The following is a 26,059-nucleotide window of genomic DNA, read 5'->3' as shown; positions in this document are numbered from 1 at the left end:
GGGCTGACCACTGCCGCCCGTTCGGTGGACAATGTCCGGCAGGGGCGGGCCGCAGGGTCGCCGGCCGCCCCGGGCAGGCGCCGGACGAGCATGGGGGAACGACGACCGATGCAGCACTCAGCAGACGGCCAGCCCGACGGCACCGCCACCGTCCAGTTCCCCCGGCCGGGCTTCCTCGCCTCGGTCTTCAGAGAGCTCAACACCGACCAGGGGCAGGGCCAGGGACTGGACCCGGACGCCGCCGGCCCCGGCCCGGCCACCCCCGGTACACCCGGCGGCGTCATGCCCGATGACGGCGCGTCCGGTGGCGGCGTGTCCGATGACGGTGCGTCCGGTGGCGGCGTGTCCGATGACGGTGCGTCTGGTGGTGCGGCGTCCGGCGACGGCCCGGTCGAGCCCGAGGAGTCCATCGCCGCCCACGGCAGGGCCGCCGCCCTGACCCACCACCGCACGCTCACCGTCCAGGCCGAGCACGACCGGCTGGCCGACCTGCTCCGGCGGGCCGCACTGCCCGTCTCGGCCATGGACTTCGAGAGCCAGCTGCGCCACTACGAGCCCCGCCCCTACCCGGCCGACGGGCCGGAGACCGGCAGTGAGGCCGAGCCCCGCTGGGCGGACTTCGCGCCCGCCGGGCCGGCCACCGCCGACCCCGACGGCGCCCCGGCCCGCCGCCTGCTCGACTCCGGCTACCAGCGCGAACTCGCCCAGGCCCGGCTGGCCCACCAGCGTTCCCTGCGCGAGTGGCGCACCCGCCGGGCCGAGGCCGACAACCCAGCCGCCGACGAGTCCCGGCGCGTCCACGAGGCGGCCGAGGAGGCCCGGGCCCGCGCCGTGCGCGAGTACAACGAGAGCCTGGAGGAGTGCCGGCGGGCCTACCGGCTGTCCGAGCCGGCCGCCGTGGAGTCTCTGCTGGAGCGGGCGCTCGCCGCCGCCGAGACCGCCACCCAGGACCTGCCCGCCCCCTGCCGGGCGGTCTTCCGCCCGCTCACCCGCACCGCCGTGCTGGACCTCGACCTGCCGCCGCTCGACCTGGTGCCCTCGCTCACCGGCTACCGGCTCGCCCCGGACGGCGACATCGTCCCGGTCCCGCGCCCGCCGGCGGACCGGGCCACCGACTATCTGCGCCTGGTCGCCCGGCTCGCCCTGCGCGCCCTCCAGGCCGCCGACGCCGTCGACACCGACGAGATACTCGCGGGCGTCGTGCTCAACGGCTGGCTGCGCGAGCCCGGCACCGCCGAGCCGCTCTGCCTGGTCAGCGTGGACGCCGACCGCGACGCACTGGCCCGCACCCGGCTGCTGCCGCCCGCCACCCCGTACGAGGAGCGCGACGACGAAGGCGTCTACGCCGACGCCGAGCAGGACGAGGCGCTCGTCCGGCTGCGCCAGCTCGGCGCCGCCGTCACCCCGGACCCGTACGGCCGCGTGGGCGTGCAGCCCGCCGCGCAGGCGGGTGCCGCCGTACCGGCCGCACCCGATCTGTCCGCGAACGAGTTCGCCCAGCTGGTGCGCGACCTGCTCACCCGCGGCGGGCTCGCCGAGTGGAGCGTGCGGCTGCGCGGTCCGGCCGGGCTGGTCGCCACCGGTGAGGGGGCCCCGGGCAGCGCGCTGCCCGGCCGCTGGGTGGTCTGGGCCTCCCGGGGCGCCGAGCCGGTCAGCGCGGAGGAGATCGCCACCCTGGCCGAGGCCGTTCAGGAGGAGTCCGCCGAGCGCGGCCTGCGGCTGACCACCGGCCGCTTCGCCGACGAGGCCCTCGACCTCACCGGCGAGGAGAGCCACCGGCACATCCACCTGGTCGACGGCGACGGCGTGAGCGAACTCGCCCGCACCCACCTCGGCCTGCCCCTCGCCGCCGGCCGCTGACCCCACCTCCGGTCCCCGCCCCCACCCTCGTCCCCTTCCCCGTCTTCGCAGCTCACCCCGACGGACCGCCCGGCGGGCGAGCCCCCGCACCCGACCCGAGGCTGGGGAACGGGCACCGGCGGAGCAGCGGCACCCCGGGCGATCACCGCCGAACGGTCGTCCGATACGGTCGGCGGTCGGCCCGGCCACGGGCGGACCCCAGGGGGAGAGGAATGGGCAGAGCGCCCGGCAGACCACACGGCGGCACCCGCCGGCGCCCGCACGGCGGATCGACCCACCCGGAGGCGGACCGGTGACCGCCGTCCTGGTCGCCGCCGGGGCGTTCCTGATGACCCTGATCGGCGGCTTCGTCGCCCAGCGCACCGGCGACCGCCGCCACCTCGTGCTCGGCTTCGCCGCCGGCCTCATGCTCGGCGTGGTCGCCTTCGACCTGCTGCCCGAGGCCATGCGCCAGGCACCGGACGAGGTGCACGGCGTGCCGCAGGCGCTGCTGATGTTCGCGGTCGGCTTCCTCACCATCCACGTGGTCGAACGCGCGGTCGCCATCCACCGCGGCCACGAGAGCGAGTACGCCGAGCACACCCACGGCCACCAGCACGCGCACGCCCACCACGCCGGGCGCCAAGGCGTCGGCCTGACCGCCGCGCTGGCCCTGGTCGGGCACAGCGTGATGGACGGCTTCGCGATCGGCGCCGCCTTCCAGGCCGGCACCACGGTCGGAACGGTCGTCGCCATCGCCGTCGTCGCCCACGACTTCGCCGACGGCTTCAACACGTACACGATCACCCGGCTCTACGGGAACAACCGGCGGCGGGCACTGGCGCTGCTCGCGGCGGACGCGCTGGCCCCGGTGTCCGGCGCCGCGATCACCCTGGCCTTCACCATCCCCGAGCACCTGCTCGGCCTCTACCTCGGCTTCTTCTCCGGGTTCCTGCTCTACCTGGCCACCTCCGACATCCTCCCGGAGGCACACAGCCCGCACCCCTCCCGCAGCACCCTGCTCTGCACCGTCGCCGGGGTGGGGTTCATGTGGCTGGTGATCGGCCTCGCCAACTAGGCCTGGCTCGGCAGGGCCAGGGCAGCACGGGACGGGGCCTGACGCGGCGGACCGCCCGGCGCCGCCGGCCGCTCCCGCATCACCGCGCCGCGCCCGGGGGCGCCGTCCGCGGTGGTGGACCGGCCGCGAGGAAGCGGGCCTCGGCGGCGCGCAGCACGCGCAGCAGCACTTCCTGCTCGTCGGGACTGACCTCGCCGAAGTACGCCTGGGCCACCTCGTGCCGGACCTGCCCGATCCGTTCGACCGCTGCGCGGCCCGCCTCGGTCAGCAGGATCCGGACCGCCCGTCGGTCGGCCGGGTCGGGCCTGCGCTCGACCAGGCCGGCCTCCTCCAGCGCGTCGACCACGGTGGTCGCCGAGCGCGGCGCGATGTGCAGCCGCTCGGCGAGGTCGCTCAGCCGCATCGCGTGGTCCGGCAGCTCGCAACCGGGCGCGTGGGCCAGGGTGTTCAGCGCCCGGGCCTGGCCGGGGGTGATGCCGTACGGCTCCAGCTGCCACCCGGTCTGCCGGCGGATCCGCTTGATCGCCCTGGTCATCGTGTCGGCCAGCTCGGCGGCGGTGTCCGAGGCGGTGGCGTCCGAGGCCGTGGAGTCTGCCGCCGTGGAGTCCGAGGCCGTGGTGCCCGAGCCTGCGGTGTCCGGGGCGGCCGCCTCCGCAGGGGCGCCGGGCGGGCCGGGGGAGGGGTCCGCCGGGTCGGTCGGCGTGGTGGTCATCGGCGGTCTCCTCGGCAGGCGTCCGCCCCAGGGTATCGGCCGGTCCGGGGCCGGTGGCCGACGGCGGACGGCGCCCGGAGAAAAATGTTGAGCTTGGCTCAGTATCTGGGTTAGCGTAGCCCCAACTGAGGGGACCCTAAGTTCCCTCCCCGGATCCTGGAGGGCCCGTGCCCCGCTCCGAAGCCCGCGTCACCACCGACCGCCCCACCCGCTACGCCAAGCAGCTCGCCGCCCACATGGGCCGCAAGATCGAGGCCACCTTCTCCGAGGAGACCGGCCGCGGCACCCTGGTCTTCGGCGCCGGCACCGCCACCCTGGAAGCCCAGAGCGACGCGCTGCTGCTCACCGTCGAGGGCGAGCGGGAGAACCTGCCCGGCCTGGAGGACGTCGTCGGCCGCCACCTCGTCCGCTTCGGCGCCCGCGACGAACTCGTCATCGAATGGCACCGCGACAACGGCGAGACCGGCCTCGTTCACCGCAACGACGACCCCGAGGCCTGACCGCCGCCCCCGCCGCCCGGCCGGGGCAGCCACCGGGCCAGCCCCCACAGCACCAGGGCGGCCAGGCACCAGCTGGCCACCACGTCCAGCAGCCAGTGGAAGTCGCTCCACACCAGCCCCGCGCCGACGCCCACCGCCAGCAGCACCGCGCCCGCCGTCAGCAGGCGCGCCGCCCACGGTCCCGCCACCCGCACCAGCAGCAGCGCCGCCACCCCGTACGAGAGCGACGCGGTGGCGGTGTGCCCGGACGGGTACCAGCCCCACTGTTCGGGCGTCAGCGGATCACCGAGCGGGCCCGGCCGGGCGAACGCCGCCTTGGCCGGTACCACCAGCAGCGGGATCAGCCCGGCGGTCAGCGCCGCCACCGGCAGCGGCAGCCACCAGCGCCCCGCCGCCCCCGTCCGGTGCCACCGCCACGCGGCCAGCACGCCGGCCGCCAGCAGCACCGGGATCGCGGGCACGCTGTCGCCCAGGTCGGACAGGATCTGGCCCAGTTGGTCCAGCAGCGCGCTGGGGTGGTCCCGGTGGGCGGTCCGGACGGCTCCGCGGACCGCGCGGTCCCACCCGAGCAGCGGGCCGTCCGCCGCCACCTGCCACGACACCAGCAGCAGGACGACCGCCGCCGTCAGCGGCACGGCCACCGAGCGGGCCACCCGGCCCGGAACGCCGAACAGCCGCCCCGGAGCAGGGGGGAGAGCTCCGGGGCGGCTCTGGTGATCGCCGTTCCGTGCGCCCCGGGGGGTGTGGGTCGGACGGTCGGTCGATCGGTCTTCGGTGGGCGCCACCCCTCCCGGGGCGGCCTGGTCGTCCTCGCGGCACGCGTGCGGACCCGCCGTCGGGGGCGACCCCTCAGGCGACTCCGCCCATGGCTGCGGCTCGCTGTCCATCTGCGATGACACTACGTCAACAGCCCTTCCGCGCCGAGCGCCTTCAGCGATTCCCCACATCATCTTCACCCCGCCCCGGGCGGCCCTCCGGGAGCCCCGACGACCTGGTCAGACCGGGCCGCGGGCCCGTCCGACCGGCCGGTGACAACCGAACGGCCCGCGAGGACCAGAGGTCCCCACGGGCCGTTCAGCGCTGTCCGGACAACCCTCCGGAGGGGGTTCACGACCTGACGGGCGACACCGCTCAGACGGCGGCGAAAGCGCCCTCCAGGATGTCCAGGCCCTCGGCCAGGAGGTGCTCCTCGATGACCAGCGGCGGCAGGAAGCGCAGCACGTTGCCGTAGGTGCCGGCGGTCAGCACCACCAGGCCCTCGGCGTGGCACGCCTTCGCGATGGCCGCGGTGGCCTCCGCGTTCGGCTCCTTGCCGCCCGGCTTCACCAGCTCGACGGCGATCATCGCGCCGCGGCCGCGGACCTCGCCGATGATGTCGAACTTCTCCTGCATCGCCCGCAGGCGGCCCAGCATGATCTCGCCGATCCGCTGCGCCTTGCCGTTGAGGTCCTGCTCCTTCATCGTCTCGATGGCGCCCAGCGCGGCCGCACAGGCCACCGGGTTGCCGCCGTAGGTGCCGCCCAGGCCGCCCGCGTGCGCGGCGTCCATGATCTCGGCGCGACCGGTCACCGCGGCCAGCGGCAGGCCGCCGGCGATGCCCTTCGCGGTGGTGATCAGGTCCGGGACGATGCCCTCGTCGTCACAGGCGAACCACTGGCCGGTACGGCAGAAACCGGTCTGGATCTCGTCCGCGACGAACACGATGCCGTTCGCCTTCGCGTACTCCACGATCGCCGGCAGGAAGCCCTTGGCCGGCTCGATGAAGCCGCCCTCGCCCTGGATCGGCTCGATGATGATCGCGGCGACGTTCTCGGCGCCGATCTGCTTGTTGATGATCTCGATCGCCTGCGCGGCGGCCTCGGCGGCGCAGTTCTCCGCACCCGTCAGCCAGCGGTACGGGTACGCCACCGGCACCCGGTAGATCTCCGGGGCGAACGGGCCGAAGCCCTGCTTGTACGGCATGTTCTTCGCCGTCAGGCCCATGGTCAGGTTCGTACGGCCGTGGTAGCCGTGGTCGAACACCACGACGGCGGTGCGCTTGGTGTAGGCGCGGGCCACCTTCACCGCGTTCTCGACCGCCTCGGCACCCGAGTTGAACAGCGCGGTGCGCTTGTCGTGGTCACCCGGGGTCAGCTCGTTCAGCTGCTCGGCGACCGCCACGTAACCCTCGTACGGGGTCACCATGAAACAGGTGTGGGTGAAGGCGGCGAGCTGCTCGCTCGCCTTCGCCACCACGGCCTCGGCGCTGTTGCCGACGTTCGTCACGGCGATGCCGGAGCCGAAGTCGATCAGCGAGTTGCCGTCCACGTCCTCCAGCACGCCGCCGCTGGCACGGGACACGTACACCGGCAGGGTGGTGCCGACACCGGCCGCCACCGCACCCAGCTTGCGGGCCTGCAGCTCCTGCGACTTCGGACCGGGGATCGCGGTGACCAGGCGGCGCTCCTGCGGGAGCGGCGTTGCGGCGCTCATGGGGTTCTCCAGACTTCTCGGCTCGGTGCTTCGCAGGCTACGGCCGCCCTCCCCGGCCGGGCATGCGCCACTCGGTAGCACTGAGCCGTCCGACTTGTCCGGCACGGCCAGCGCGGGTGGTGCGACTACCAGCATGCCCCGCTCCACTACATTGAGCGCGGGCGTGTCGCCGGTACGGCGGCATGGGTATGGCGGCACCGACGGCGATCGGGCCGGGCGGGCGAGGGAGCGGGGCCGTACATGGCGCACGACGGGGCACACCACCACACCGATCGGACCACCACCAGACCCCCGGCCCCCATGCCGCACCAACGGCCCGGCACCCGCACCGACGGGGCCCCCGCCTTCGACCTCCCCACCTGGGCCGCGGCCCCGCGCCCGGAAGCCGAACCCGGCGTCTACCGGCTGGGCTACCGCCCGATCGACCCGGAACGGGCGGAGGCGGCCCAGGTCGCGGCCTGGCCGCTGCTCCTGCGGGCGGGACTCAACGCGGTGGTGGGGTGGTTCGCCTATCTCTACGGCACGCAGCTCCTGATGTACGTGCTCGTGTGGTTCGGCGGACAGGCCGGCATCGGCCCGCTCGCGTCGCCGTCCGAGTCCGAGGCCATGTTCACGCTGCTGGTGGCCAATGCGCTCGTGATCGGTGTCGTCGTCAAGCTCTTCGGCCGGATGGGCCGTTGGCCCGAGGTGTGGCGGCGGTACGTGTCGCCGTTGCTGTCGCGGGCGGTGACGCAGGAGCAGCCCGCGCAGGCGGAGGAGGGCGTGGCGGTGGCCCAGGTGGTGGGGCGGCTGGACCCGTGGGCCGGGCTGCGGCAGGGCGGGGCGGCCGAGGCGGCGGGGCGGCTGGAGCGGGAGGCGGTCGGGGACGTCGACTACGTGCGGATCCAGCGGGCGTGGGAGTCGGCGCAGGCGGATCCGGCGTTCGTGCCGGCCTTCGTCGAGCAGGTGGTGGCGCGCGGTGGGGCGGCCTTCGCGCACCCTTCGGAGTCGCGGGAGCTGGCGGACCGGGGTGAGCGGCACGATCTGCTGCTGGGCCAGGTCTGCCTCGGGACCGCCCAGGACGTGCCGAAGAACCCGCTGAGTCATCGGGCGGCCGGGTTCGCGCTGGATCCGGCGCTGCTGGGCACGTCGCTGCTGGCGGTGGGTCCGGCGGGGACGGGGAAGACGGCGCGGCTGGCGCGGCCGGTGGCGGAGGCGCTGTGTCTGCAGGCGCTGGCCGGTACCGCGTGCGTGGTGGTGGTGGGGGCGGCGGACGCGGATCTGGGCCCGGACGCCTGGTACGACGTGGTGATCGCGCCCGGTGATCCGGCGTCGGTGTACGGACTGGACCTCTACGGTGCGGCGCAGGATCCGGACGAGGCGGCGGCCCGGCTGGCCGAGGCGCTGCTGCCGGACGAGTTGACGGCGCGCGCGGAGAACGCCCGGACGGCGCTGCAGCAGGTGGTGGGCCCGTTCCACGCCGCGTACGCGCGCTATCCGGGGGTGCGGGAGCTGCGGGCGCTGCTGGCCGGTGAGCCGGACGTGCTGGCGGCCCTGGTGAAGGCGCTCGGGGTGGCGGGCCGGCTGGCCGTGTTCGAGCGGGACCTGGAGCACCGGGAGCGTCAGCGCGGCCGGGCGGACGATCCCGGGGCGCTGCTGGCGGACCGGCTGGCGCTGCTGGACCGGCCGGCCTTCGAGGGCGCCTTCGCGACGGACGGCACCGGGCGGCCCCCGTTCGCGATGCGGGTGCTGGACCATCCGTTGCGGGTGCGGGTGAAGCTGCCGGAGCGCAGCCATCCGGAGGCCGCGCGGATGCTGTCCCGGTTGGTGGTGGGTCAGTTCGTGCAGGCGGTGGGGGCCCGTACGGACCGTTCGTTGTTCGCGGGCCTGGTGGTGGACGACGCCTCGGCGGCGCTGGACGCGACCGCCGTGCGCGGGGTGCAGCGGATGAGGGGGGCGAACGCGGGCGTGGTGCTGCTGCTGCGCACGCTGGTGGACCTGCCGGAGGCGCTGCGGGCGCCGTTGTTCGGCGCGGTCGGCTGCCGGATGGCGTTCCCGGGGATCGCGCCGTGGGACGGCCGGCTGTTCTCGGAGGCCTGGGGGACGCACCTGGTGCAGGAGACCGCGGTGACCCACACGCCCGACACCTCGGGCGGTGTGGTGCGGCGGGCCGGGCGGTTGGGGCGGCGGGCGCTGTCGGGGACGGCGGCGCAGACGGAGTCGGTGACGACGCGGGACGTGGAGCGCTTGCGCTGGTCGCCGTCGGATCTGGCGCACGCGCTGCCGGCGGGGCACGCGGTGGTGTCGTTGACCGCGGTGTCGGGGGAGCAGGTGCCGCCGTTGCTGGTGGATCTTCGGGGCTGACGGGGCGCGGGGCGGAAGCTCGCCTTCACGGTGGATTCGGCAGTGCCGGTTGTCCGGAGCGTCCATAATGAGGGGGAGAGACCCTCACTTGTCCCATTGCCCTCTCCTCGCCCGGCCGCAACGGCGCGGTCAGGTCGATCCCCCGAAGGTGCCATGCCCCCCACACTCGCCTCCGTTGTCCGCAACAGTTCGCTCCATCTGACGGTCCTCGCCGGCGCGGACCACTTGGAGCGGCCGGTCCGCTGGGTGCACACCAGCGAGCTGGACGACCCGACGCCGTTCCTGGAGGGTGGCGAGCTGCTGCTCACCACCGGGATCAAGCTGGGCCGTACGGCGGCCCAGTTGCAGGCGTACGTGCACCGGCTGGCCGATGCCGGGGTGGTGGGGCTGGGCCTGGGGGTGGGGCTGTCGCACACGGAGGTGCCGCAGCCGCTGGTGGACGCGGCCGCGCAGCGGGGGCTGCCGCTGCTGCGGGTGCCGGAGCCGACGCCGTTCATCGCGATCAGCAAGGTGGTGTCCGCGGCGCTGGCCGCGGAGCAGTACGAGGCGGTGACGACCTCCTTCGAGGCGCAGGAGGAGCTGACCCGGGCCGCGCTGGGCAAGGACGGCACGACGGCTGTGGTGCGCCGGCTGGCGGCCCGGCTGGGCGGCTGGGCGGCGCTGTACGACGGGTCGGGGGCGCTGTCGGTGGTGGCGCCGGACTGGGCGGCGCGCCGGGCGGGGCGGCTGGCGGCGGAGGTGGACCGGCTGCGCCGGCGTCCGGCGCCGTCGAGCGCCGCGTTGCAGGGGCGGGCGCCGGGGATCGACACGGCGGACGAGGACTACGTGGTGGTCCAGTCGCTGGGGGCGGACCGGCGGGCCCGGGGCTTCCTGGCGGTGGGCACCGAGGACCGGATCACCCCGACCGAGCGGTACGTGCTGAACGCGGCGGTGGCGCTGCTGACCCTGACGCTGGAGCGCTCGCGCGAGCTGCGCCAGGCCGAGGAGCGGATGGGCGCGGCGCTGCTGCGGATGGTGCTGGCGGGCGAGGTGGCGACGGCCCGCCAGGTGGCGGTGGGGCTGTTCGGCGGTATGCCGGAGGGGACGATACGGGTTCTGGTGGCCGGGGCCGGGCCGAACGCGGAGGCCGCGGAGGCGCTCGGGGAGCTGGGGGACCGGGCCGAGCAGGCGGGTGCCCGGGTGGGCGAGAAGCTGCTGGTGGCGCGGGAGGACGGCGCGCACGGGGCGCGGCTGATGGTGCTGGCGCTGGACAACGGGGCGGTGCACCGGGCCTGTCTGGGCGCGGTGGAGGAGCACGAGGGCCTGTCGCTGGGCGTGTCGGCGCCGGCCGCGCTGGAGGACGCGGGGACGGCGCACGCGCAGGCCGAGCGGGCGCTGGCGGTGGCGCTGCGCGGTGGCCGGCGGTCGGTGGACCACGAGGAGGTCGGCGCGGGGTCGCTGCTGCCGCTGCTCGGCGAGGACGCGGTGACGGCGTTCGCCGAGGGGCTGCTGCGGCCGCTGCGCGAGCACGACCGGACGGCCCGCGGCGATCTGGTGGCCTCGCTGCGGGCGTGGCTGTCCCGGCACGGGCAGTGGGACGCGGCGGCGGCCGATCTCGGGGTGCACCGGCACACGCTGCGCTACCGGATGCGGCGGGTCGAGGAGCTGCTGGGGCGTTCGCTGGACGACACCGACGTGCGGATGGAGCTGTGGCTGGCGCTGCGCTCCGGCGAGGAGTAGGCCGCACCGAGCCGTACCGGGCCGCCCGGGCTGTGCCCCGGCGCGGCCCGGCCCGGGAGGCTCTGGACGGGATGGAGCAGCGTCGGGGGCGAACGCTCCGAGTCGGCCAATCCGGTCGGTGCGCCGCCCCACCTACCCTCGGATTCGGGTCCCACACCCGTGGGCCCGCTGACGACGAGGAGAGGGCCGGTATCACGGTGACCACCACGTACGATTTCTGGCTGGCCGGCCGACGGGCGAGCGGCGACGCCGACTTCGAGGTGCACAACAGCTGGGACGGCCGTCTGGTCGGCAAGGTGAGCATCCCGACCGAGGCCCAGGTCGAGGAGGCGCTGGACGCCGCCGTCGCCGCGCTGCCGGTGTTCGCCGCCACCCCGGCGCACGTCCGCTCGGCCGCGCTGGACCACGTGGCCAAGCGCCTGACCGAGCGCACCGAGGAGCTCGCCCAGCTCATCACCGCGGAGAACGGCAAGCCGATCAAGTGGGCCCGTGGTGAGGTCGGCCGCGCGGTGTCGGTCTTCCGCTGGGCGGCCGAGGAGGCCCGCCGGACCAACGGCGAGACGATGCGGCTGGACACCGACCCGGGCGGCGTGGGCCGTTTCGCGGTGGTGCGCCGCTTCCCGCGCGGTGTGGTGCTGGGGATCGCCCCGTTCAACTTCCCGCTGAACCTGGTCGCCCACAAGGTCGCCCCGGCGATCGCGGTCGGTGCCCCGATCATCCTGAAGCCGGCCCCGGCGACGCCGCTGTCGGCGATGGTGCTGGGCGAGATCCTGGCCGAGACCGACCTGCCGGCCGGTTCGTGGAGCATCCTGACGGTGCCGAACGACCGGATGCCGGCGCTGGTGCAGGACGAGCGCCTGCCGGTGATCTCGTTCACCGGTTCGGACAAGGTCGGCTACCAGATCATGGACTCGGTGCCGCGCAAGCACTGCACCCTGGAGCTGGGCGGCAACGCCGCGGCCGTGGTGCTCGCCGACTGGTCCTCGGAGGCCGACCTGGACTGGGCGGCCACCCGGATCGCGATGTTCGCCAACTACCAGGGCGGCCAGTCCTGCATCTCGGTGCAGCGGGTGATCGCCGACGCGTCGGTGTACGACGCGCTGGTGGAGAAGGTCGTGGCCAAGGTCAAGGCCCAGGTCACCGGTGACCCGAACGACGACGCGACGGACGTCGGCCCGCTGGTGGACGAGAACGCCGCGAAGCGGGTGGAGTCCTGGGTGGACGACGCGGTCGCCAAGGGCGCCAAGGTGCTCGTCGGCGGGGGCCGCGAGGGTGCGACCTACGCGCCGACCGTGCTGGCCGAGCTGCCCGCGGACGCGATCCTGGCCAAGGCCGAGGTGTTCGGCCCGGTCCTGTCGCTGCACCGGGTGGACGGCGTGGACGAGGCCTTCGCGGCCGTCAACGACTCGGCGTTCGGCCTTCAGGCGGGCGTGTTCACGCACGACCTGCAGACCGCCTTCCGCGCCCACCGGGAGTTGGAGGTCGGCGGTGTGATCATCGGCGACGCGCCGTCCTACCGCGCCGACCAGATGCCGTACGGCGGCGTCAAGGACTCCGGCGTCGGCCGTGAGGGCGTCCGGTACGCGATGGACGACTACACGGTCGAGAAGGTCCTGGTCCTCAGCGGCCTCGACCTCTGAGCGAACCCGTGAGCGAAGGGCCCGGTCCGGTGACCGGGCCCTTCGCCCGTTCCGGGGCCCGGTCGGCTCGGCCGTCGGGTCGGCCCGCGTCGGCCGTCGTGTCCGCCCGCGACGGAGACGGCCTCCTCGGCCGTCGCGTCCGCCCGCGACCTGTCGGGAGGCGTCCTGCGCAGGGCCCCGGGCAGGACACAATGGGCGCATGACTTCGCTCGCCCACCCGCAGCTGCGGTTCACGCCCACCGTGCAGGACCCTTCCGGCCCCCGGGAGCTGGTGATCCTCGGTTCGACCGGGTCGATCGGCACCCAGGCCATCGACGTGGTGCTCCGCAACCCGGACCGGTTCCGGGTGGTCGCCCTGTCGGCGGCCGGCGGCCGGGTGGAGCTGCTCGCCGAGCAGGCGCTGCGGCTGGGCGTGCACACGGTGGCGGTGGCGGACCCGGCGGCCGAGCCGGCGCTGCGCGCGGCGCTGGCGGCGAAGGCGGCGGGCGCGGCGCTGCCGGCGGTGCTGGCGGGGCCGGACGCGGCGACCGAGCTGGCCGCGATGGAGTGCCACTCGGTGCTGAACGGCATCACCGGGTCGATCGGGCTGCGGCCGACGCTGGCCGCGCTGAGGGCGGGCCGGGTGCTGGTGCTGGCCAACAAGGAGTCGCTGATCGTCGGCGGCCCGCTGGTGAAGGCGGTGGCGCGGCCGGGGCAGATCGTGCCGGTGGACTCCGAGCACGCGGCGCTGTTCCAGGCGCTGGCGGGCGGCACCCGGGCCGAGGTCCGCAAGCTGGTGGTGACGGCCAGCGGCGGTCCGTTCCGCAACCGGACGCGTGAGCAGCTGGCCGGGGTGACGCCGCAGGACGCGCTGGCGCACCCGACCTGGGCGATGGGCCCGGTGGTCACGATCAACTCGGCGACCCTGGTGAACAAGGGCCTGGAGGTGATCGAGGCGCACCTGCTGTACGACGTGCCCTTCGGCCGGATCGAGGTCGTGGTCCATCCGCAGTCGGTGGTGCACTCGATGGTGGAGTTCACCGACGGTTCGACGCTGGCGCAGGCCAGCCCGCCGGACATGCGGATGCCGATCGCGCTGGGTCTGGGCTGGCCGGAGCGGGTGCCGGACGCCGCCCCCGGCTGCGACTGGACCAAGGCCGCGACCTGGGAGTTCTTCCCGCTGGACGACGAGGCCTTCCCGGCGGTGGAGCTGGCCCGCGAGGTGGGCACCCTGGGCGGTACCGCGCCGGCGGTCTTCAACGCGGCCAACGAGGAGTGCGTGGAGGCGTTCCTGAAGGGGCGCCTCGCTTTCACGGGAATCGTGGACACTGTTGCCAAGGTCGTCGCCGAGCACGGCACGCCCGTGCCGGGAACTTCCCTGACGGTCGAGGACGTCCTGCACGCGGAGGACTGGGCCCGCGCCCGGGCCCGCGAGCTGGCGGCGGGCTGACGCGGCGGGTTGACGGCGTGGGCCGTTTCCGGCCGGGTGTACCCGTACCGGGTGTCCGGCCGGGCGTGACTGCGGTAAGACAAGACGACGAGCGGAGCGGCATGACGGAGGGCCAGCGGTGGCAATGGTTTTGACGGTGGTCGGCATCCTGGTCTTCGCGGTCGGGTTGCTCGTCTCGATCGCCTGGCACGAGCTCGGCCACCTCTCGACGGCCAAGCTGTTCGGCATCCGGGTGCCGCAGTACATGGTCGGCTTCGGCCCGACCGTCTGGTCGCGGAAGAAGGGCGAGACCGAGTACGGCTTCAAGGCGATCCCGCTGGGCGGCTACATCCGGATGATCGGGATGTTCCCGCCGGGTGCGGACGGCCGGATCACCAAGCGCAGCAGTTCCCCCTGGCGCACCATGATCGAGGACGCCCGGGAGGCCTCCTACGAGGAGCTCCAGGAGGGCGACGAGCACCGGCTGTTCTACACCCGCAAGCCGTGGAAGCGCGTCATCGTCATGTTCGCCGGGCCGTTCATGAACCTGGTCCTGGCCTTCGGGCTGTTCCTGACGGTCATGATGGGCTTCGGCGTCTCGACGGCGGTGCCGACCATCGGCTCGGTCGCCCAGTGCGTGGTCAAGGCCGGTTCGCCGACCGACGTGTGCCCCGCGGACGCGCCCAAGACCCCCGCCAACGAGGTCGGGCTGCGGCAGGGGGACAAGGTCCTCTCCTTCGGCGGGGACCGGATCCGCGACTACGACCAGCTCCAGGCGGACATCCGGAAGTCGGCCGGCCAGCAGGTCGAGATCCTGGTCGACCGGGGCGGGCAGCAGCTCGTCCTCAAGCCCGTCATCGCCGTCAACGACGTGCAGAAGTACGACGGCAACGGCGTGCCGCTCAAGGGCCAGACCGTGCAGGCCGGCTTCCTCGGCTTCACCCCCAAGCAGGGGGTCGTCCAGCAGAGCTTCGGGCAGTCCCTGGACCGGATGGTCGGCATGGCCGAGAACGGGGTGAAGTCGCTGGCCGCGCTGCCCGGCAAGATCCCCGGTCTGTGGAACGCCGTCGTCGGGGACTCCCCGCGTGACCCGGACTCGCCGATCGGCATGGTCGGCGCCGCCCGGGTCAGCGGTGAACTGGTGAGCATGGACCTGCCCGCCAGCCAGCGGGTGGCGATGTTCGTCAACCTGCTGGCCGGGATCAACCTCTCGCTCTTCCTGTTCAACATGCTGCCGCTGCTCCCGCTGGACGGCGGCCACATCGCGGGCGCGGTGTGGGAATCGGTCCGCCGCCGATTCGCTCAGCTGTTCAAGCGGCCCGATCCCGGGCCCTTCGACGTCGCCAAGCTGATGCCGGTGGCGTACGTCGTGGCCAGCGTCTTCATCGGTTTCACCCTGCTGGTGATGGTCGCCGACCTGGTGAACCCGGTGAAGATCAGCTAGAGCGTTCGGGTACGGCGGGTGTGCTGGGGTCCGGCGCCGTGCCGTACCGTTGAGGCCGGGTGCGCGATCGAGGCGCGCCCGGCCTCGGCCGTCCCACTGGCCGGGCGGTCGACCACACCTCAACCCCGGGGAACCCTGCGCACATGACCGCGATCTCGCTCGGTATTCCGTCCCTGCCGCTCAAGCCGCTCGCCAAGCGCCGTGTATCCCGGCAGATCATGGTCGGCAACGTACCGGTCGGCGGTGACGCTCCCGTCTCGGTGCAGTCGATGACCACCACCGTGACCGCGGACATCAACGCCACGCTGCAGCAGATCGCTGAGCTCACCGCGTCCGGGTGCCAGATCGTCCGGGTCGCCGTCCCCACCCAGGACGACGCCGACGCGCTGCCGATCATCGCCAAGAAGTCCCACATCCCGGTGATCGCCGACATCCACTTCCAGCCGAAGTACGTCTTCGCCGCGATCGACGCCGGCTGCGCCGCGGTCCGCGTCAACCCGGGCAACATCAAGGCCTTCGACGACAAGGTCGGCGAGATCGCCAAGGCCGCCCGGGGCGCCGGCGTGCCGATCCGGATCGGCGTCAACGCCGGCTCGCTCGACAAGCGCCTGCTGGAGAAGTACGGCCGTGCCACCCCCGAGGCGCTGGTCGAGTCCGCGCTCTGGGAGTGCTCGCTGTTCGAGGAGCACGACTTCCGCGACATCAAGATCTCGGTCAAGCACAACGACCCGGTCGTGATGATCAACGCCTACCGCCAGCTGGCCGCCGCCTGCGACTACCCGCTGCACCTCGGCGTCACCGAGGCCGGCCCGGCCTTCCAGGGCACCATCAAGTCCGCGGTGGCCTTCGGCGCGCTGCTCGCCGAGGGCATCGGCGACACCATCCGGGTCTCCCTCTCGGCCCCGCCGGCCGAGGAGATCAAGGTCGGCAACCAGATCCTGGAGTCGCTCGGCCTGCGCCAGCGCGGCCTGGAGATCGTCTCCTGCCCGTCCTGCGGCCGCGCCCAGGTCGACGTCTACAAGCTGGCCGAGGAGGTCACCGCCGGCCTGGAGGGCATGGAGGTGCCGCTGCGCGTCGCCGTCATGGGCTGCGTCGTGAACGGCCCGGGCGAGGCCCGCGAGGCCGACCTCGGCGTCGCCTCCGGCAACGGCAAGGGCCAGATCTTCGTCAAGGGCGAGGTCATCAAGACCGTCCCCGAGTCGAAGATCGTCGAGACCCTGATCGAGGAGGCGCTCAAGCTCGCCGAGCAGATGCAGGAGGCGGGCGTCGAGGCCGGTACGCCGACCGTCGTCGCGGCCGACTGACCACGCAGGGTCCGCGCGGTGCGCCGCGCGCAGTCTTCCGGAAGCGGGGCCGTCCGTTCGCGGACGGCCCCGCGGCCGTAGCCGGGTGGGGCCACGGAGTAGGGTGCGGCCAGATTCGTCTCAGTGAGGTGCTGTCTCGATGCTCGATCGAGGTGTGATGCTCCCCGGCTCGTTCCAGGCCGCCCGCGCCCTGGCCACCACCCGCGTGTTGGAGCCCCCCGACCTCGCGGACGCCTTGGAGATCCTCCACCGCGACCCGGTCGCCAACTCCTTCGTCGCCACCCGGGTCGAGGCCGTCGGCCTGGACCCCTGGCGGCTCGGCGGCGAGATGTGGGGCTGGTACGACGGGGACGGCGCCCTCGCCGCGCTCTGCTACGCCGGGGCCAACCTCGTCCTGGTCGACGCCGGGCCGGAGGCCGTCGCCGCCTTCGCCGAGCGGGCCCGCCGGCAGGGCCGCCGCTGCTCCTCGATCGTCGGCCCGGCCGGGGCCACCGCCGCCTTCTGGGCGCTGCTGGAACGCAGTTGGGGCCCGGCCCGCGAAGTCCGCGCCCACCAGCCGCTGTTGGCCACCGCCGTGCCCTCCGCCGAGATCGCGCCGGACCCGCTGGTGCGGCGGGTGCGGCGGGAGGAGATCGACGCGCTGATGCCCGCCTGCGTGGCGATGTTCACCGAGGAGGTCGGGGTCTCCCCGCTGGCCGGCGACGGCGGCCTGCTCTACCAGGCCCGGGTCGCCGAACTCGTCTCCGCAGGGCGGTCGTTCGCGCGTTTCACCGAGGACGGCGAGGTCGTCTTCAAGGCCGAGATCGGCGCCGTCACCGAGGGCGCCTGCCAGGTCCAGGGCGTCTGGGTCGCCCCCGGGTACCGGGGCCGGGGCCTCTCCGAGACCGGGATGGCCGCCGTCCTCGACCTCGCGCTGCGCGAGATCGCCCCGGTGGTCTCGCTCTACGTCAACGACTTCAACCTGCGGGCCCGGGCCGCCTACCGGCGGGTCGGCTTCCGTGAGGTCGGCGCGTTCATGAGCGTGCTGTTCTGAGTCCGCTCCCCGGGAGTTCTGTTCCGATCTTCGCCCGCGCCGGCGGCCCACGGGTAGTAACGTCCGAGGCATGGATCAGCTGACCGGGGTGACGATCGAGGCCATCGACCTTGCGGCCTGGGCGCCGCAGGCGCTGGAGGTCCAGGCGGTGGCGTTCGGCCTGACGGCCGAGGAGGTCGCCGTCCGGCTGCACATCGTCGGCCGGCACGCGCACCAGCCCGGGGTGATCGCGCTCGGCGCGATGAGCGGCGGCCGGCTGGTCGGCTTCGGCTACGGGATGCCCAACCAGCGCGACCACTGGTGGAGCACGGTGATCGAGCCCTACCTGGACGCGCGCGGCCACGACGCCTGGCTGGACGACGTGTTCGCCGTCACCGAGCTGCACGTGCTGCCCGAGTACCAGGGCCAGGGCGTCGGCTCCCGGCTGATCCGCACCCTCTGCGAGCGTTCCGGGCTGGAGCGCAGCATCCTCTCCGCGATCGACGCGGAGACCCCTGCCCGGCGGCTCTACCGGGCGCTCGGCTACCAGGACCTCGCCCGTGCGGTGCGCTTCCCCGCTACGGACCGGCTGTACGCGGTGATGGGGGCCCGGCTTCCGCTGCGCGGGCCGGGCGAGGCGTAGGTCTCGTAGGGCTCGTGGGGCTCGCCCTACAGCGCTCCGGCGAACTCCAGGTAGAGCTCGGCGTCCTCCCGGCGGCCGGCCGCCAGGGCCCGCAGGGCGAGGTCGACGGCCCGGAACAGCGTCCAGCCGCGCAGCCGTTCCCGGTCCACCTCCAGCGCGTCCGCGAGCTGGTGCAGCCGGCGGCGGACGGCCGCGGCCACGCCGGGGGAGCCGACCAGGGTGTCGGCCCGGTCCAGCGCCAGCCGGGCCAGGTCGAAGGCGCGCTCGCCGGCCAGCGGGCGCGGGTCGATCGCCAGCCAGGGCGCCCGGTCGGCGGCGAGCACGTTGCCGTGGTGGAAGTCCCCGTGGAGCAGGAAGGTCTCGGCGGCGGAGCCGGCCAGGCCGTCGGCGGTGTCCAGCGCCTCGGCGATCAGCGGCTCGGCCTCGGCGGCGCCGGGCAGGGCGCGGTGCCCGCGCAGCCGTTCCGCCGTGTCGGCGGTCCGGGCCGCGAGGGTCGGGAACGGGTGGTCCTCGGGCAGGGTGCTCCAGAGCCGGTGCAGCAGGCTGGTCGCCTCCAGCATCGCCTTCGCCTCGGCGAGCGAGCGCAGCGGGATGTCCCCGTGCAGCCGCTCCAGCAGCTGGACGCCCTCGGCGGGGTCGGCGTCCAGCAGCAGGACGGCCCCGCGCCCGGCCCAGTGGGCGAGCGCCGCGTGCTCCAGCGCGGTCTCGGGGGTCCGCAGGCCGGTCTTGAGGACGGCGGGGGAGAGGTCGTCGCGGTGGACGTAGGCGACCAGGCTCAGGCTGCCGCCGGGGTCGAGCACCCGCTCCAGGGTGAGGTCCCAGCGCGCCAGGTGGGCGGCCACCCGCGCGGGCAGCCCGGCCAGCCACTGCCGGCCCGGTTCGCCCTCGCTCGCCGCGACGCCGCGCGCCAGCCAGGCGGGGACGGTGATCTGCGGTGCTGCTCCCGACATGCCGACCTTCCGGTTGACGCTCCCCCGTTGGTGTTACCCGTCCATTGTCGGCCATGAACGGGAAACCGCAGGTCAGCGCCGCGGGCCCTAGGGAGTGGTGGCCGTGGGGGTGGGGAGGGGCTCGGGGATGCCGGGGAAGGCGGGGTCGGCCGCGCCCCAGCGGTGGGCGCGCAGGGCGCTGTCGCGCAGGGCGTCGGCGGCGGTGCCCCGTTGGGGGCCGGGGACGGCGGCGACCAGGTCGGCGTAGACGGCGGTGAGCCGGGTTTCGAGGTGGGCGGCGAGCTTGGTGGCGCCGGCCGTGTCGGTGACGGCGAACGGGAGCTGGTAGCCGGCGGCCGCGGCGGCCGGGGCGGCGCCGAGGGAGCCGATCAGCCGCTGCCAGGCGTCCCGCCGGGCCTCGTGGGCGGCGTAGGCGGTGCGGGCGTCGGTGCGCTGCTGGTCCTCGGGGAGCCGGGCGCCGACCACGCCGTAGCCGTAGACGGCGGCGTGTTCGGCGCCGAGGGCGCCCTGGAGGGCGGTCACCGCTGCTGCGGCGGCGGGGTCGGCCGACGGGGCTGCTGAGGGGGACGCGGTGGGCTGGTCGCTCGGGGGCGCGGTCGGCGCCTCGGTGGGGGTGGCGGCGGCCGGGGGCGGGGCGACCAGCGGGGTGGTGTCGCCGAGGGCGACGGCGTGCAGCACGTCGGAGGCGGCGACCGAGGCGAGCAGCCGGGCCAGCGGCGGCCGGGCCGCGGCCAGGTCGGCGAGGCGGGCCTGGGCGGTCTGCCGTTCGAGTGCGGCGAGCGCGGCGGGGGTGCCGACCGGCGTTCCGCTCGGCGCCCCGGTCGCTGTGCCGCTCGGCGGCGCGCTCGGTGTCCCGCCCGGGCCGGCCGGGGGCGTGGTGGAGGGCGTGGCCGGGGATGCCGGGGGGACGGAGGCGGCCGGCAGCCCGTAGGCGAGGGCGGCGCGGTGCTGGGCCACCTCGGCCCGGAGCGGCTGCAGCACGGCGGCCTGGGCGCCGCCCGGGCCGGCGAGCAGCGCGTCGTAGCCGGCCAGCAGGGTGTCGGTGGCGGCGATCGAGCGCAGGATGACCGGTTCGTCCGGGTTCGGCAGCGGGCCGCGGTTGCCGGGCGCACCGTCGCCGCCGTGGGAGCCGGTGCAGGCGGTGAGTGCGGTGAGGGCGAGCAGCCCGAGAGCCAGGTACGTCCGTCGGCTGGGCGGCTGCATGGGTGTCACTCCGGGGCGTGTGCGGGAGGGCGGCCTCCCCGCCTGCCCTTCGTAGGCGTGAATGATTACAGAATCCCCACGATTCCGGGCGGGGATTCGGATCCAGGGACGCCCCGGGAGCGGGTGTGAGCTTGCTCGCAGTGGGTGGCGTGCGCCCGGTCGGGGGTGGTCCGGAATCGGTGGTTCGCGGCTTCACCGGCTAGGCTTTGGGCCGAGCTGCCGTGACCCGGTGTGCGCCGGACCGGCGCCGGAGGGTGCGGAGCGACCTTCTGACAACAGCAGACGCGGCCGAGGAGTCCACCCGGATGAGCACCACCCACACCGACCGGCTGCGCGCGTTGCTGGAGCCGCTGGCCGTGCAGGCCGGTCTGGACCTGGAGGACGTCAAGGTCACCAAGGCCGGCAGCCGCCGCCAGGTGCAGATCGACGTCGACACCGACGGCGGCGTGGACATGGACGCCATCGCCGAGTTCAGCCGGGTGGTCGGTGAGGCTCTGGACGAGTCGGACCTGATGGGCGACGAGCCCTACCTGCTGGAGGTCGGTTCGCCGGGCGCCGAGCGTTCGCTGGACCTGCCCCGGCACTGGCGTCGCGCGGAGGGCCGACTGGCCAAGATCCACCTGGTCGACGGCGGGGAGATCGTCGCCCGGGTGCTGGAGGCGGACGAGGACGGCGCGCTGGTCGAGGTGCAGCCGGTGAAGGGCCGTGGCCGTCCGAAGGAGCGCCGGCTGGCGTACGCCGAGGTGGATCGGGCGCGCGTGCAGGTCGAGTTCAACCGCAAGGACGACAAGCTCCTCGACGAGGCCGCGGACTACGCGGACGACGACGCCTCCGAGGAGGGGGACGACGGTGCGCTGTGACCTGCGCACCGCCCGGACCATGACGAACGTGACGAAAAAAGACGAGGAGGCGTAGCCGTGGACATCGACATGAGTGCCCTGCGCACGCTGGTCAACGAGAAGAACATCCCCTTCGACCTGCTGGTCGAGTCCATCGAGTCCGCCCTCCTCACCGCGTACCACCGCACCGAGGGCTCGCGCCGCCGCGCCCGGGTGCACCTGGACCGCAAGTCCGGCCACGTCACCGTGTGGGCGACGGAGGACCCGGCCGAGCTGGACGAGGGCGCCGAGCCCAAGGAGTTCGACGACACCCCGAACGGCTTCGGCCGGATCGCGTCCAGCATCGGCATCCAGGTGATGATGCAGCGCCTGCGCGACGCCGCCGACGACCAGACCTTCGGCGAGTACGCGGGCAAGGAGGGCGACATCGTCACCGGTGTCGTCCAGCAGGGCAACGACCCGAAGAACGTGCTGGTCGACATCGGCAAGCTGGAGGCCATCCTGCCGCCGCAGGAGCAGGTCCCGGGCGAGGACTACCGGCACGGCACCCGGCTGAAGTGCTACGTCGTGGCGGTGCGCCGCGGTGTGCGCGGGGCCTCGGTGACGCTGTCGCGGACGCACCCGAGCCTGGTGAAGAAGCTGTTCGCGCTGGAGGTCCCGGAGATCGCGGACGGCAGCGTCGAGATCGCCGCGATCGCCCGTGAGGCCGGCCACCGCACCAAGATCGCGGTCTGGTCGCGCCGGGCCGGGCTGAACGCCAAGGGCGCCTGCATCGGCCCGATGGGCAGCCGGGTGCGCGCGGTGATGGGCGAGCTGCACGGCGAGAAGATCGACATCGTCGACTGGTCGGAGGACCCCCGGGAGATGGTCGCCGCGGCGCTGTCCCCCGCACGGGTGACCAGCGTGGAGATCGTCGACCTGGCCCAGCGCTCCGCCCGGGTGATCGTGCCGGACTACCAGCTGTCGCTGGCGATCGGCAAGGAGGGGCAGAACGCCCGCCTCGCCGCCCGCCTCACCGGCTGGCGGATCGACATCCGGCCGGACACCGAGGGCCAGCCCGAGGACGGCGGTCGGGACACCGACCGCTGAGCGCGGCGCTGACCGGCCGTTCGCCCCGTCAAAGCCCCCCGCCGTTCCGCCCGGGATCGGCGGGGCGGCGCCATGTCCCTTCGGAGGGGTAGACTTGCCTTCGTCTGGCCGGACGCACGTCCGAGCACGCCCGGAACGCACCTGCGTGGGCTGCCGCAAGCGAGCGGCCAAGCACCAGCTGTTGCGTGTCACGGCGGTCGAGGGCGTCTGCGTCCCTGACCCCCGTGGCGCACTGCCGGGCCGGGGCGCTCACCTGCACCCCGATCCGGCCTGCCTCGACCTCGCGGTCCGCCGTCGGGCGTTTCCCCGGGCCTTCCGCCTCCAGGGGACGCTCGACACGGAGCGGCTCCGCGAGTTCATCGGGGAGCGGACCGTCGACACCCCGGCGCCCTGAGTCCCTCAGGCCGCCCGGTGGGGCGACACCCGCTACGGCCGCCGCTCAGTGCGGCGGGAGAACCACCGCAACAAGCACGGTTCGCGGGCAGCCGCGTGCCGTGCCACCAGTCAGGTACCTCGCGATGTGGAAGTAGGTCGAGATTGCGATGAGCTCTCGATGAGTACGCGATGAGTACGCGATGGGTACGCCCATGAAGTAGCGACGGTCCGGCGGACGAGACACCCCGGACTCATAGACAGGAGTGAAGTGGCTAAGGTCCGGGTTTATGAACTCGCCAAGGAACTTGGCTTGGAGAGCAAGGCCGTCATGGCCAAGCTCACCGAGCTCGGTGAGTTCGTCCGTTCGGCGTCCTCGACGATCGAGGCGCCGGTCGTACGTAAGCTGACTGACGCGCTTGGTGTGGCCCCCACCGGTGGTGGTTCCGCTGCCAAGCCGGGCCCGCGCAAGAGCGCGGCGCCCCAGCCCGCGGGTGGCTCCGCCGCCGCGGGTGCACCCAAGCCGGGTGCTCCGACCCCGGGTCCGCGCCCCAGCGCGACCCCTGGTCCCCGTCCCACCCCGGCCGCGGCTCCCGCGGCCCCTGCGGCCCAGGCCGCGCCCGCCGCCCCGGCGGCCCCCGCCGCCGCGAAGCCGGCGGGTGGCCCGACCCCGGGCCCGCGCCCGGCGGCGCGTCCCGCCGCTCCGGCGGCCCCGGCCGCGCCCGCGGCCGAGTTCTCCTCGCCGGCTCCGGCCGGTGACACCCCGCGTCAGGCCCCGTCGGCTCCGCAGGCCCCGCAGGCCTCGCGTCCGGCCGGTCCCGCCGCCGGCGGTGCCCGTCCGGGCCCGCGTCCGGCCGGCCCGCGTCCGGGCAACAACCCGTTCACCTCGGGCAGCGCGACCGGCATGGCCCGCCCCGGCGACCGCCGTCAGGGCGCGCCGGGTGCGCGTCCCGCCGGTCAGGGCGCCCCGGGTGGCGACCGTCCGCGTCCGGGCGGCGACCGTCCGCGTCCCGCCGGTGCTCCCGGTGCTGACCGTGGCGCCCCGCGTCCCGGTGGCGACCGTCCGCGTCCCGCCGGTGCTCCCGGTGCTGACCGTGGCGCCCCGCGTCCGGGCGGCGACCGTCCGCGTCCCGCCGGTGCTCCCGGTGCTGACCGTGGCGCCCCGCGTCCGGGCGGCGACCGTCCGCGTCCCGACGGCATGCCGCGTCCGGCCGGCCCGCGCCCCGGCGCCCCGTCCCCGTCCGGCATGCCGCGCCCGAACCCGGGCATGATGCCGCAGCGTCCGGCTCCGGGCCCGCGTCCGGGCCCCGGCGGCCGTGGCCCCGGTGGCCCCGGTGGCCCCGGTGGCCGTCCGGGTGGTCCGGGTGGTGCCGGTGGCGCCCGTCCGGGCTTCCAGGGTCGTCCGGCCGGTCCGGGCTCGCGTCCGGCCGGTGGCGGCGGCTTCGGCGGTCCGCGTCCCGGTGGCGGTGCCCCCGGTGGCGGCGGCGGCTTCGGCCCGCGTCCCGGTGGTTTCGGTGGTCGTCCCGGCGGCCCGGGTGCCCGTGGTGGCACGCAGGGCGCCTTCGGTCGTGGCCCGGGCGGTCGCCCGGCGCGTGGCCGCAAGTCGAAGCGGGCGAAGCGCCAGGAGTACGAGGCCATGCAGGCCCCGTCCGTCGGCGGTGTGATGCTGCCTCGCGGCAACGGCCAGACCGTTCGCCTGTCGAGCGGCGCCTCGCTGATGGACTTCGCGGAGAAGATCAACGCCAACCCGGCCGCGCTCGTCTCCGTCATGTTCAACCTCGGTGAGATGGTCACCGCGACGCAGTCGGTCTCCGACGCGACCCTCGAGCTGCTGGCCGGCGAGATGGGCTTCATCCTGGAGATCGTCAGCCGCGACGACGAGGACCGCGAGCTGCTGGAGTCGTTCGACATCGACTTCGGTGCGAACGAGGGCGACGAGGACCAGCTGGCCCCGCGCCCGCCGGTCGTCACCGTCATGGGTCACGTCGACCACGGTAAGACCCGCCTGCTGGACGCGATCCGCAAGTCCAACGTGGTGGCGGGCGAGGCCGGTGGCATCACCCAGCACATCGGTGCCTACCAGGTCGTCACCGAGGTGAACGGCGAGCAGCGCCCGATCACCTTCCTCGACACCCCGGGTCACGAGGCGTTCTCCGCCATGCGTGCCCGTGGTGCCAAGTCCACCGACATCGCGATCCTGGTGGTCGCGGCCAACGACGGTGTCATGCCGCAGACGGTCGAGGCGCTCAACCACGCCAAGGCCGCGGGTGTGCCGATCGTGGTCGCCGTCAACAAGATCGACGTCGAGGGCGCCGACCCGACCAAGGTCCGCGGTCAGCTGACCGAGTTCGGTCTGGTGGCCGAGGAGTACGGCGGCGACACCATGTTCGTCGACATCTCCGCGCGCCAGGGCCTCAACATCGAGCAGCTGCTGGAGGCCGTGGTCCTCACCGCGGACGCCTCGCTCGACCTGCGGGCCAACCCCGAGCAGGACGCGCAGGGTATCGCCATCGAGGCCCACCTCGACAAGGGCCGCGGCGCCATGGCGACCGTGCTCGTGCAGCGCGGTACCCTCCGCGTCGGCGACTCGATCGTGGTCGGCGACGCCTACGGCCGCGTCCGCGCGATGCTGGACGAGAACGGCAACAGCCTCGCCGAGGCCGGCCCGTCCCGCCCGGTGCTGCTGCTCGGTCTGACCTCGGTGCCCCGCGCCGGCGACAGCTTCATCGTCGTCGACGAGGACCGCACCGCCCGTCAGATCGCCGAGAAGCGCTCGGCCCGCGACCGCAACGCCGCCTTCGCGCAGCGTCGGGTCCGGGTGTCCCTGGAGGACCTGGACAAGGCCATCGCCGCCGGCGAGATCGAGCAGCTCAACCTCATCATCAAGGGTGACGTCTCCGGTTCGGTCGAGGCCCTCGAGGACGCCCTCGTCAAGCTGGACGTGGGCGAGGAGGTCGAGCTCCGCATCCTGCACCGCGGTGTGGGTGCGATCACCGAGTCCGACGTCAACCTGGCGATGGGTTCGGACGCCATCATCATCGGCTTCAACGTGCGCGCCGAAGGCCGTGCGCGTACCGCGGCCGACAAGGAAGGCGTGGACGTCCGGTACTACTCGGTCATCTACCAGGCGATCGAGGAGATCGAGAACGCCCTCAAGGGCATGCTCAAGCCCGAGTACGAGGAGGTGCGCCTCGGCTCCGCGGAGATCCGCGAGGTGTTCCGCTCCTCCAAGTTCGGCAACATCGCGGGTGTCATCGTCCGCGAGGGCCTGCTGCGCCGCAACGCCAAGGCCCGCCTCATCCGCGACGGCAAGGTCGTGGCGGAGAGCCTCACCATCGAGGGTCTGCGCCGCTTCAAGGACGACGCGACCGAGGTCCGCGAGGGCTTCGAGGCCGGTGTCACCCTGGGGTCGTTCAACGACATCAAGGTCGAGGACATCATCGAGACCTACGAGATGCGCGAGAAGCCGCGTTCGTAGTCGGTGAAAGCCGG

20 protein-coding genes are annotated in these 26,059 nt (G+C 74.2%); 15 read left to right on the top strand and 5 right to left on the bottom strand.

Features of this window, described 5'->3' with window-relative positions; translation table 11 throughout:
- Positions 1-108: 108 nt before the first annotated feature.
- Positions 109-1,860: a restriction endonuclease gene (locus tag OG556_RS11415; protein ID WP_371516989.1), complete on the top strand. Its 1,752-nt coding sequence runs from the start codon at positions 109-111 to the stop codon at positions 1,858-1,860.
- 328 nt (positions 1,861-2,188) lie between these two features.
- Positions 2,189-2,917 carry a ZIP family metal transporter gene (locus tag OG556_RS11410; RefSeq protein ID WP_363586539.1) on the top strand — a complete coding sequence of 243 codons (729 nt, stop codon included), beginning with the start codon at positions 2,189-2,191 and terminating at the stop codon, positions 2,915-2,917.
- A 79-nt stretch (positions 2,918-2,996) separates the two neighbouring features.
- Here OG556_RS11410 and OG556_RS11405 read toward each other — a convergent pair whose 3' ends face one another.
- Positions 2,997-3,629: a MarR family winged helix-turn-helix transcriptional regulator gene (locus OG556_RS11405; protein WP_371516988.1), complete on the bottom strand. Its 633-nt coding sequence runs from the start codon at positions 3,627-3,629 to the stop codon at positions 2,997-2,999.
- Positions 3,630-3,796: 167 nt separating this feature from the next.
- Between OG556_RS11405 and OG556_RS11400 the strand changes: the two genes are divergently transcribed.
- Entirely contained in the window at positions 3,797-4,129 is a 333-nt protein-coding gene (locus OG556_RS11400) for a DUF2218 domain-containing protein (protein WP_371516987.1), read from the top strand.
- On the opposite strand, the gene OG556_RS11395 is transcribed toward OG556_RS11400, so the two are convergent.
- Together OG556_RS11395 and gabT are read right to left on the bottom strand one after the other, a co-directional pair.
- Positions 4,102-4,770 (bottom strand): phosphatase PAP2 family protein, encoded by a 669-nt coding sequence (locus tag OG556_RS11395; RefSeq protein ID WP_371516986.1) that lies wholly within the window; start codon positions 4,768-4,770, stop codon positions 4,102-4,104. The two genes, OG556_RS11400 and OG556_RS11395, sit on opposite strands and share 28 nt — an antisense overlap.
- 490 nt (positions 4,771-5,260) lie before the next feature.
- Positions 5,261-6,601 (bottom strand): 4-aminobutyrate--2-oxoglutarate transaminase, encoded by a 1,341-nt coding sequence (gene gabT, locus OG556_RS11390; protein WP_371516985.1) that lies wholly within the window; start codon positions 6,599-6,601, stop codon positions 5,261-5,263.
- A gap of 240 nt (positions 6,602-6,841) precedes the next feature.
- Between gabT and OG556_RS11385 the strand changes: the two genes are divergently transcribed.
- The 8 genes from OG556_RS11385 (at position 6,842) to OG556_RS11350 (ending at position 18,114) form a co-directional block, all read left to right on the top strand.
- On the top strand, positions 6,842-8,944 hold the full coding sequence (locus OG556_RS11385) for an ATP-binding protein (RefSeq protein WP_371516984.1): 2,103 nt from the start codon (positions 6,842-6,844) through the stop codon (positions 8,942-8,944).
- A 153-nt stretch (positions 8,945-9,097) separates the two neighbouring features.
- Entirely contained in the window at positions 9,098-10,663 is a 1,566-nt protein-coding gene (locus tag OG556_RS11380) for a PucR family transcriptional regulator (protein ID WP_363586511.1), read from the top strand.
- 197 nt (positions 10,664-10,860) lie between these two features.
- A complete protein-coding gene (locus OG556_RS11375; RefSeq protein WP_371516983.1) occupies positions 10,861-12,303 on the top strand; it encodes an aldehyde dehydrogenase family protein in 1,443 nt (480 codons plus the stop codon).
- Positions 12,304-12,502: 199 nt separating this feature from the next.
- Complete coding sequence (gene dxr / locus OG556_RS11370) at positions 12,503-13,732, top strand: 1-deoxy-D-xylulose-5-phosphate reductoisomerase (RefSeq protein WP_371516982.1); 1,230 nt, start codon at positions 12,503-12,505, stop codon at positions 13,730-13,732.
- Between the two features lie 118 nt (positions 13,733-13,850).
- A complete protein-coding gene (locus tag OG556_RS11365) occupies positions 13,851-15,155 on the top strand; it encodes an RIP metalloprotease (RefSeq protein WP_107452864.1) in 1,305 nt (434 codons plus the stop codon).
- Between the two features lie 143 nt (positions 15,156-15,298).
- Entirely contained in the window at positions 15,299-16,459 is a 1,161-nt protein-coding gene (ispG, locus tag OG556_RS11360; RefSeq protein WP_063347631.1) for a flavodoxin-dependent (E)-4-hydroxy-3-methylbut-2-enyl-diphosphate synthase, read from the top strand.
- Positions 16,460-16,616: 157 nt separating this feature from the next.
- Complete coding sequence (locus OG556_RS11355; RefSeq protein ID WP_350885688.1) at positions 16,617-17,492, top strand: GNAT family N-acetyltransferase; 876 nt, start codon at positions 16,617-16,619, stop codon at positions 17,490-17,492.
- Between the two features lie 70 nt (positions 17,493-17,562).
- On the top strand, positions 17,563-18,114 hold the full coding sequence (locus tag OG556_RS11350; RefSeq protein ID WP_063347629.1) for a GNAT family N-acetyltransferase: 552 nt from the start codon (positions 17,563-17,565) through the stop codon (positions 18,112-18,114).
- 26 nt (positions 18,115-18,140) lie between these two features.
- Here OG556_RS11350 and OG556_RS11345 read toward each other — a convergent pair whose 3' ends face one another.
- Positions 18,141-19,064 carry an aminoglycoside phosphotransferase family protein gene (locus OG556_RS11345; RefSeq protein WP_363624957.1) on the bottom strand — a complete coding sequence of 308 codons (924 nt, stop codon included), beginning with the start codon at positions 19,062-19,064 and terminating at the stop codon, positions 18,141-18,143.
- A gap of 87 nt (positions 19,065-19,151) precedes the next feature.
- Positions 19,152-20,267 carry a DUF4439 domain-containing protein gene (locus tag OG556_RS11340; RefSeq protein ID WP_371516981.1) on the bottom strand — a complete coding sequence of 372 codons (1,116 nt, stop codon included), beginning with the start codon at positions 20,265-20,267 and terminating at the stop codon, positions 19,152-19,154.
- A gap of 305 nt (positions 20,268-20,572) precedes the next feature.
- Here OG556_RS11340 and rimP point away from each other — a divergent pair, with 305 nt between their 5' ends.
- From rimP to infB, 4 genes are all read left to right on the top strand, one after another.
- Positions 20,573-21,127 (top strand): ribosome maturation factor RimP, encoded by a 555-nt coding sequence (gene rimP / locus OG556_RS11335; protein ID WP_350885651.1) that lies wholly within the window; start codon positions 20,573-20,575, stop codon positions 21,125-21,127.
- Between the two features lie 57 nt (positions 21,128-21,184).
- A complete protein-coding gene (nusA, locus tag OG556_RS11330; RefSeq protein WP_371516980.1) occupies positions 21,185-22,195 on the top strand; it encodes a transcription termination factor NusA in 1,011 nt (336 codons plus the stop codon).
- A gap of 94 nt (positions 22,196-22,289) precedes the next feature.
- Entirely contained in the window at positions 22,290-22,589 is a 300-nt protein-coding gene (locus OG556_RS11325) for a YlxR family protein (RefSeq protein WP_079135592.1), read from the top strand.
- 249 nt (positions 22,590-22,838) lie between these two features.
- Complete coding sequence (gene infB / locus OG556_RS11320) at positions 22,839-26,045, top strand: translation initiation factor IF-2 (RefSeq protein ID WP_371516979.1); 3,207 nt, start codon at positions 22,839-22,841, stop codon at positions 26,043-26,045.
- The last annotated feature ends 14 nt before the right edge of the window (positions 26,046-26,059 follow it).

The sequence above is a fragment of the Kitasatospora sp. NBC_01300 genome, from assembly GCF_041435235.1.
Classification (GTDB): Bacteria; Actinomycetota; Actinomycetes; order Streptomycetales; family Streptomycetaceae; genus Kitasatospora.
This window is presented reverse-complemented; position numbering and strand designations above follow the sequence as displayed.

Coding starts and splice junctions, on each gene's coding strand:
- OG556_RS11415 (WP_371516989.1), top strand. CDS start 109: ATGCAGCACTCAGCAGACGGCCAGCCCGACGGCACCGCCACCGTCCAG.
- OG556_RS11410 (WP_363586539.1), top strand. CDS start 2,189: ATGACCCTGATCGGCGGCTTCGTCGCCCAGCGCACCGGCGACCGCCGC.
- OG556_RS11405 (WP_371516988.1), bottom strand. CDS start 3,629: ATGACCACCACGCCGACCGACCCGGCGGACCCCTCCCCCGGCCCGCCC.
- gabT (WP_371516985.1), bottom strand. CDS start 6,601: ATGAGCGCCGCAACGCCGCTCCCGCAGGAGCGCCGCCTGGTCACCGCG.
- OG556_RS11385 (WP_371516984.1), top strand. CDS start 6,842: ATGGCGCACGACGGGGCACACCACCACACCGATCGGACCACCACCAGA.
- OG556_RS11380 (WP_363586511.1), top strand. CDS start 9,098: ATGCCCCCCACACTCGCCTCCGTTGTCCGCAACAGTTCGCTCCATCTG.
- dxr (WP_371516982.1), top strand. CDS start 12,503: ATGACTTCGCTCGCCCACCCGCAGCTGCGGTTCACGCCCACCGTGCAG.
- ispG (WP_063347631.1), top strand. CDS start 15,299: ATGACCGCGATCTCGCTCGGTATTCCGTCCCTGCCGCTCAAGCCGCTC.
- OG556_RS11355 (WP_350885688.1), top strand. CDS start 16,617: ATGCTCCCCGGCTCGTTCCAGGCCGCCCGCGCCCTGGCCACCACCCGC.
- OG556_RS11350 (WP_063347629.1), top strand. CDS start 17,563: ATGGATCAGCTGACCGGGGTGACGATCGAGGCCATCGACCTTGCGGCC.
- OG556_RS11345 (WP_363624957.1), bottom strand. CDS start 19,064: ATGTCGGGAGCAGCACCGCAGATCACCGTCCCCGCCTGGCTGGCGCGC.
- OG556_RS11340 (WP_371516981.1), bottom strand. CDS start 20,267: ATGCAGCCGCCCAGCCGACGGACGTACCTGGCTCTCGGGCTGCTCGCC.
- rimP (WP_350885651.1), top strand. CDS start 20,573: ATGAGCACCACCCACACCGACCGGCTGCGCGCGTTGCTGGAGCCGCTG.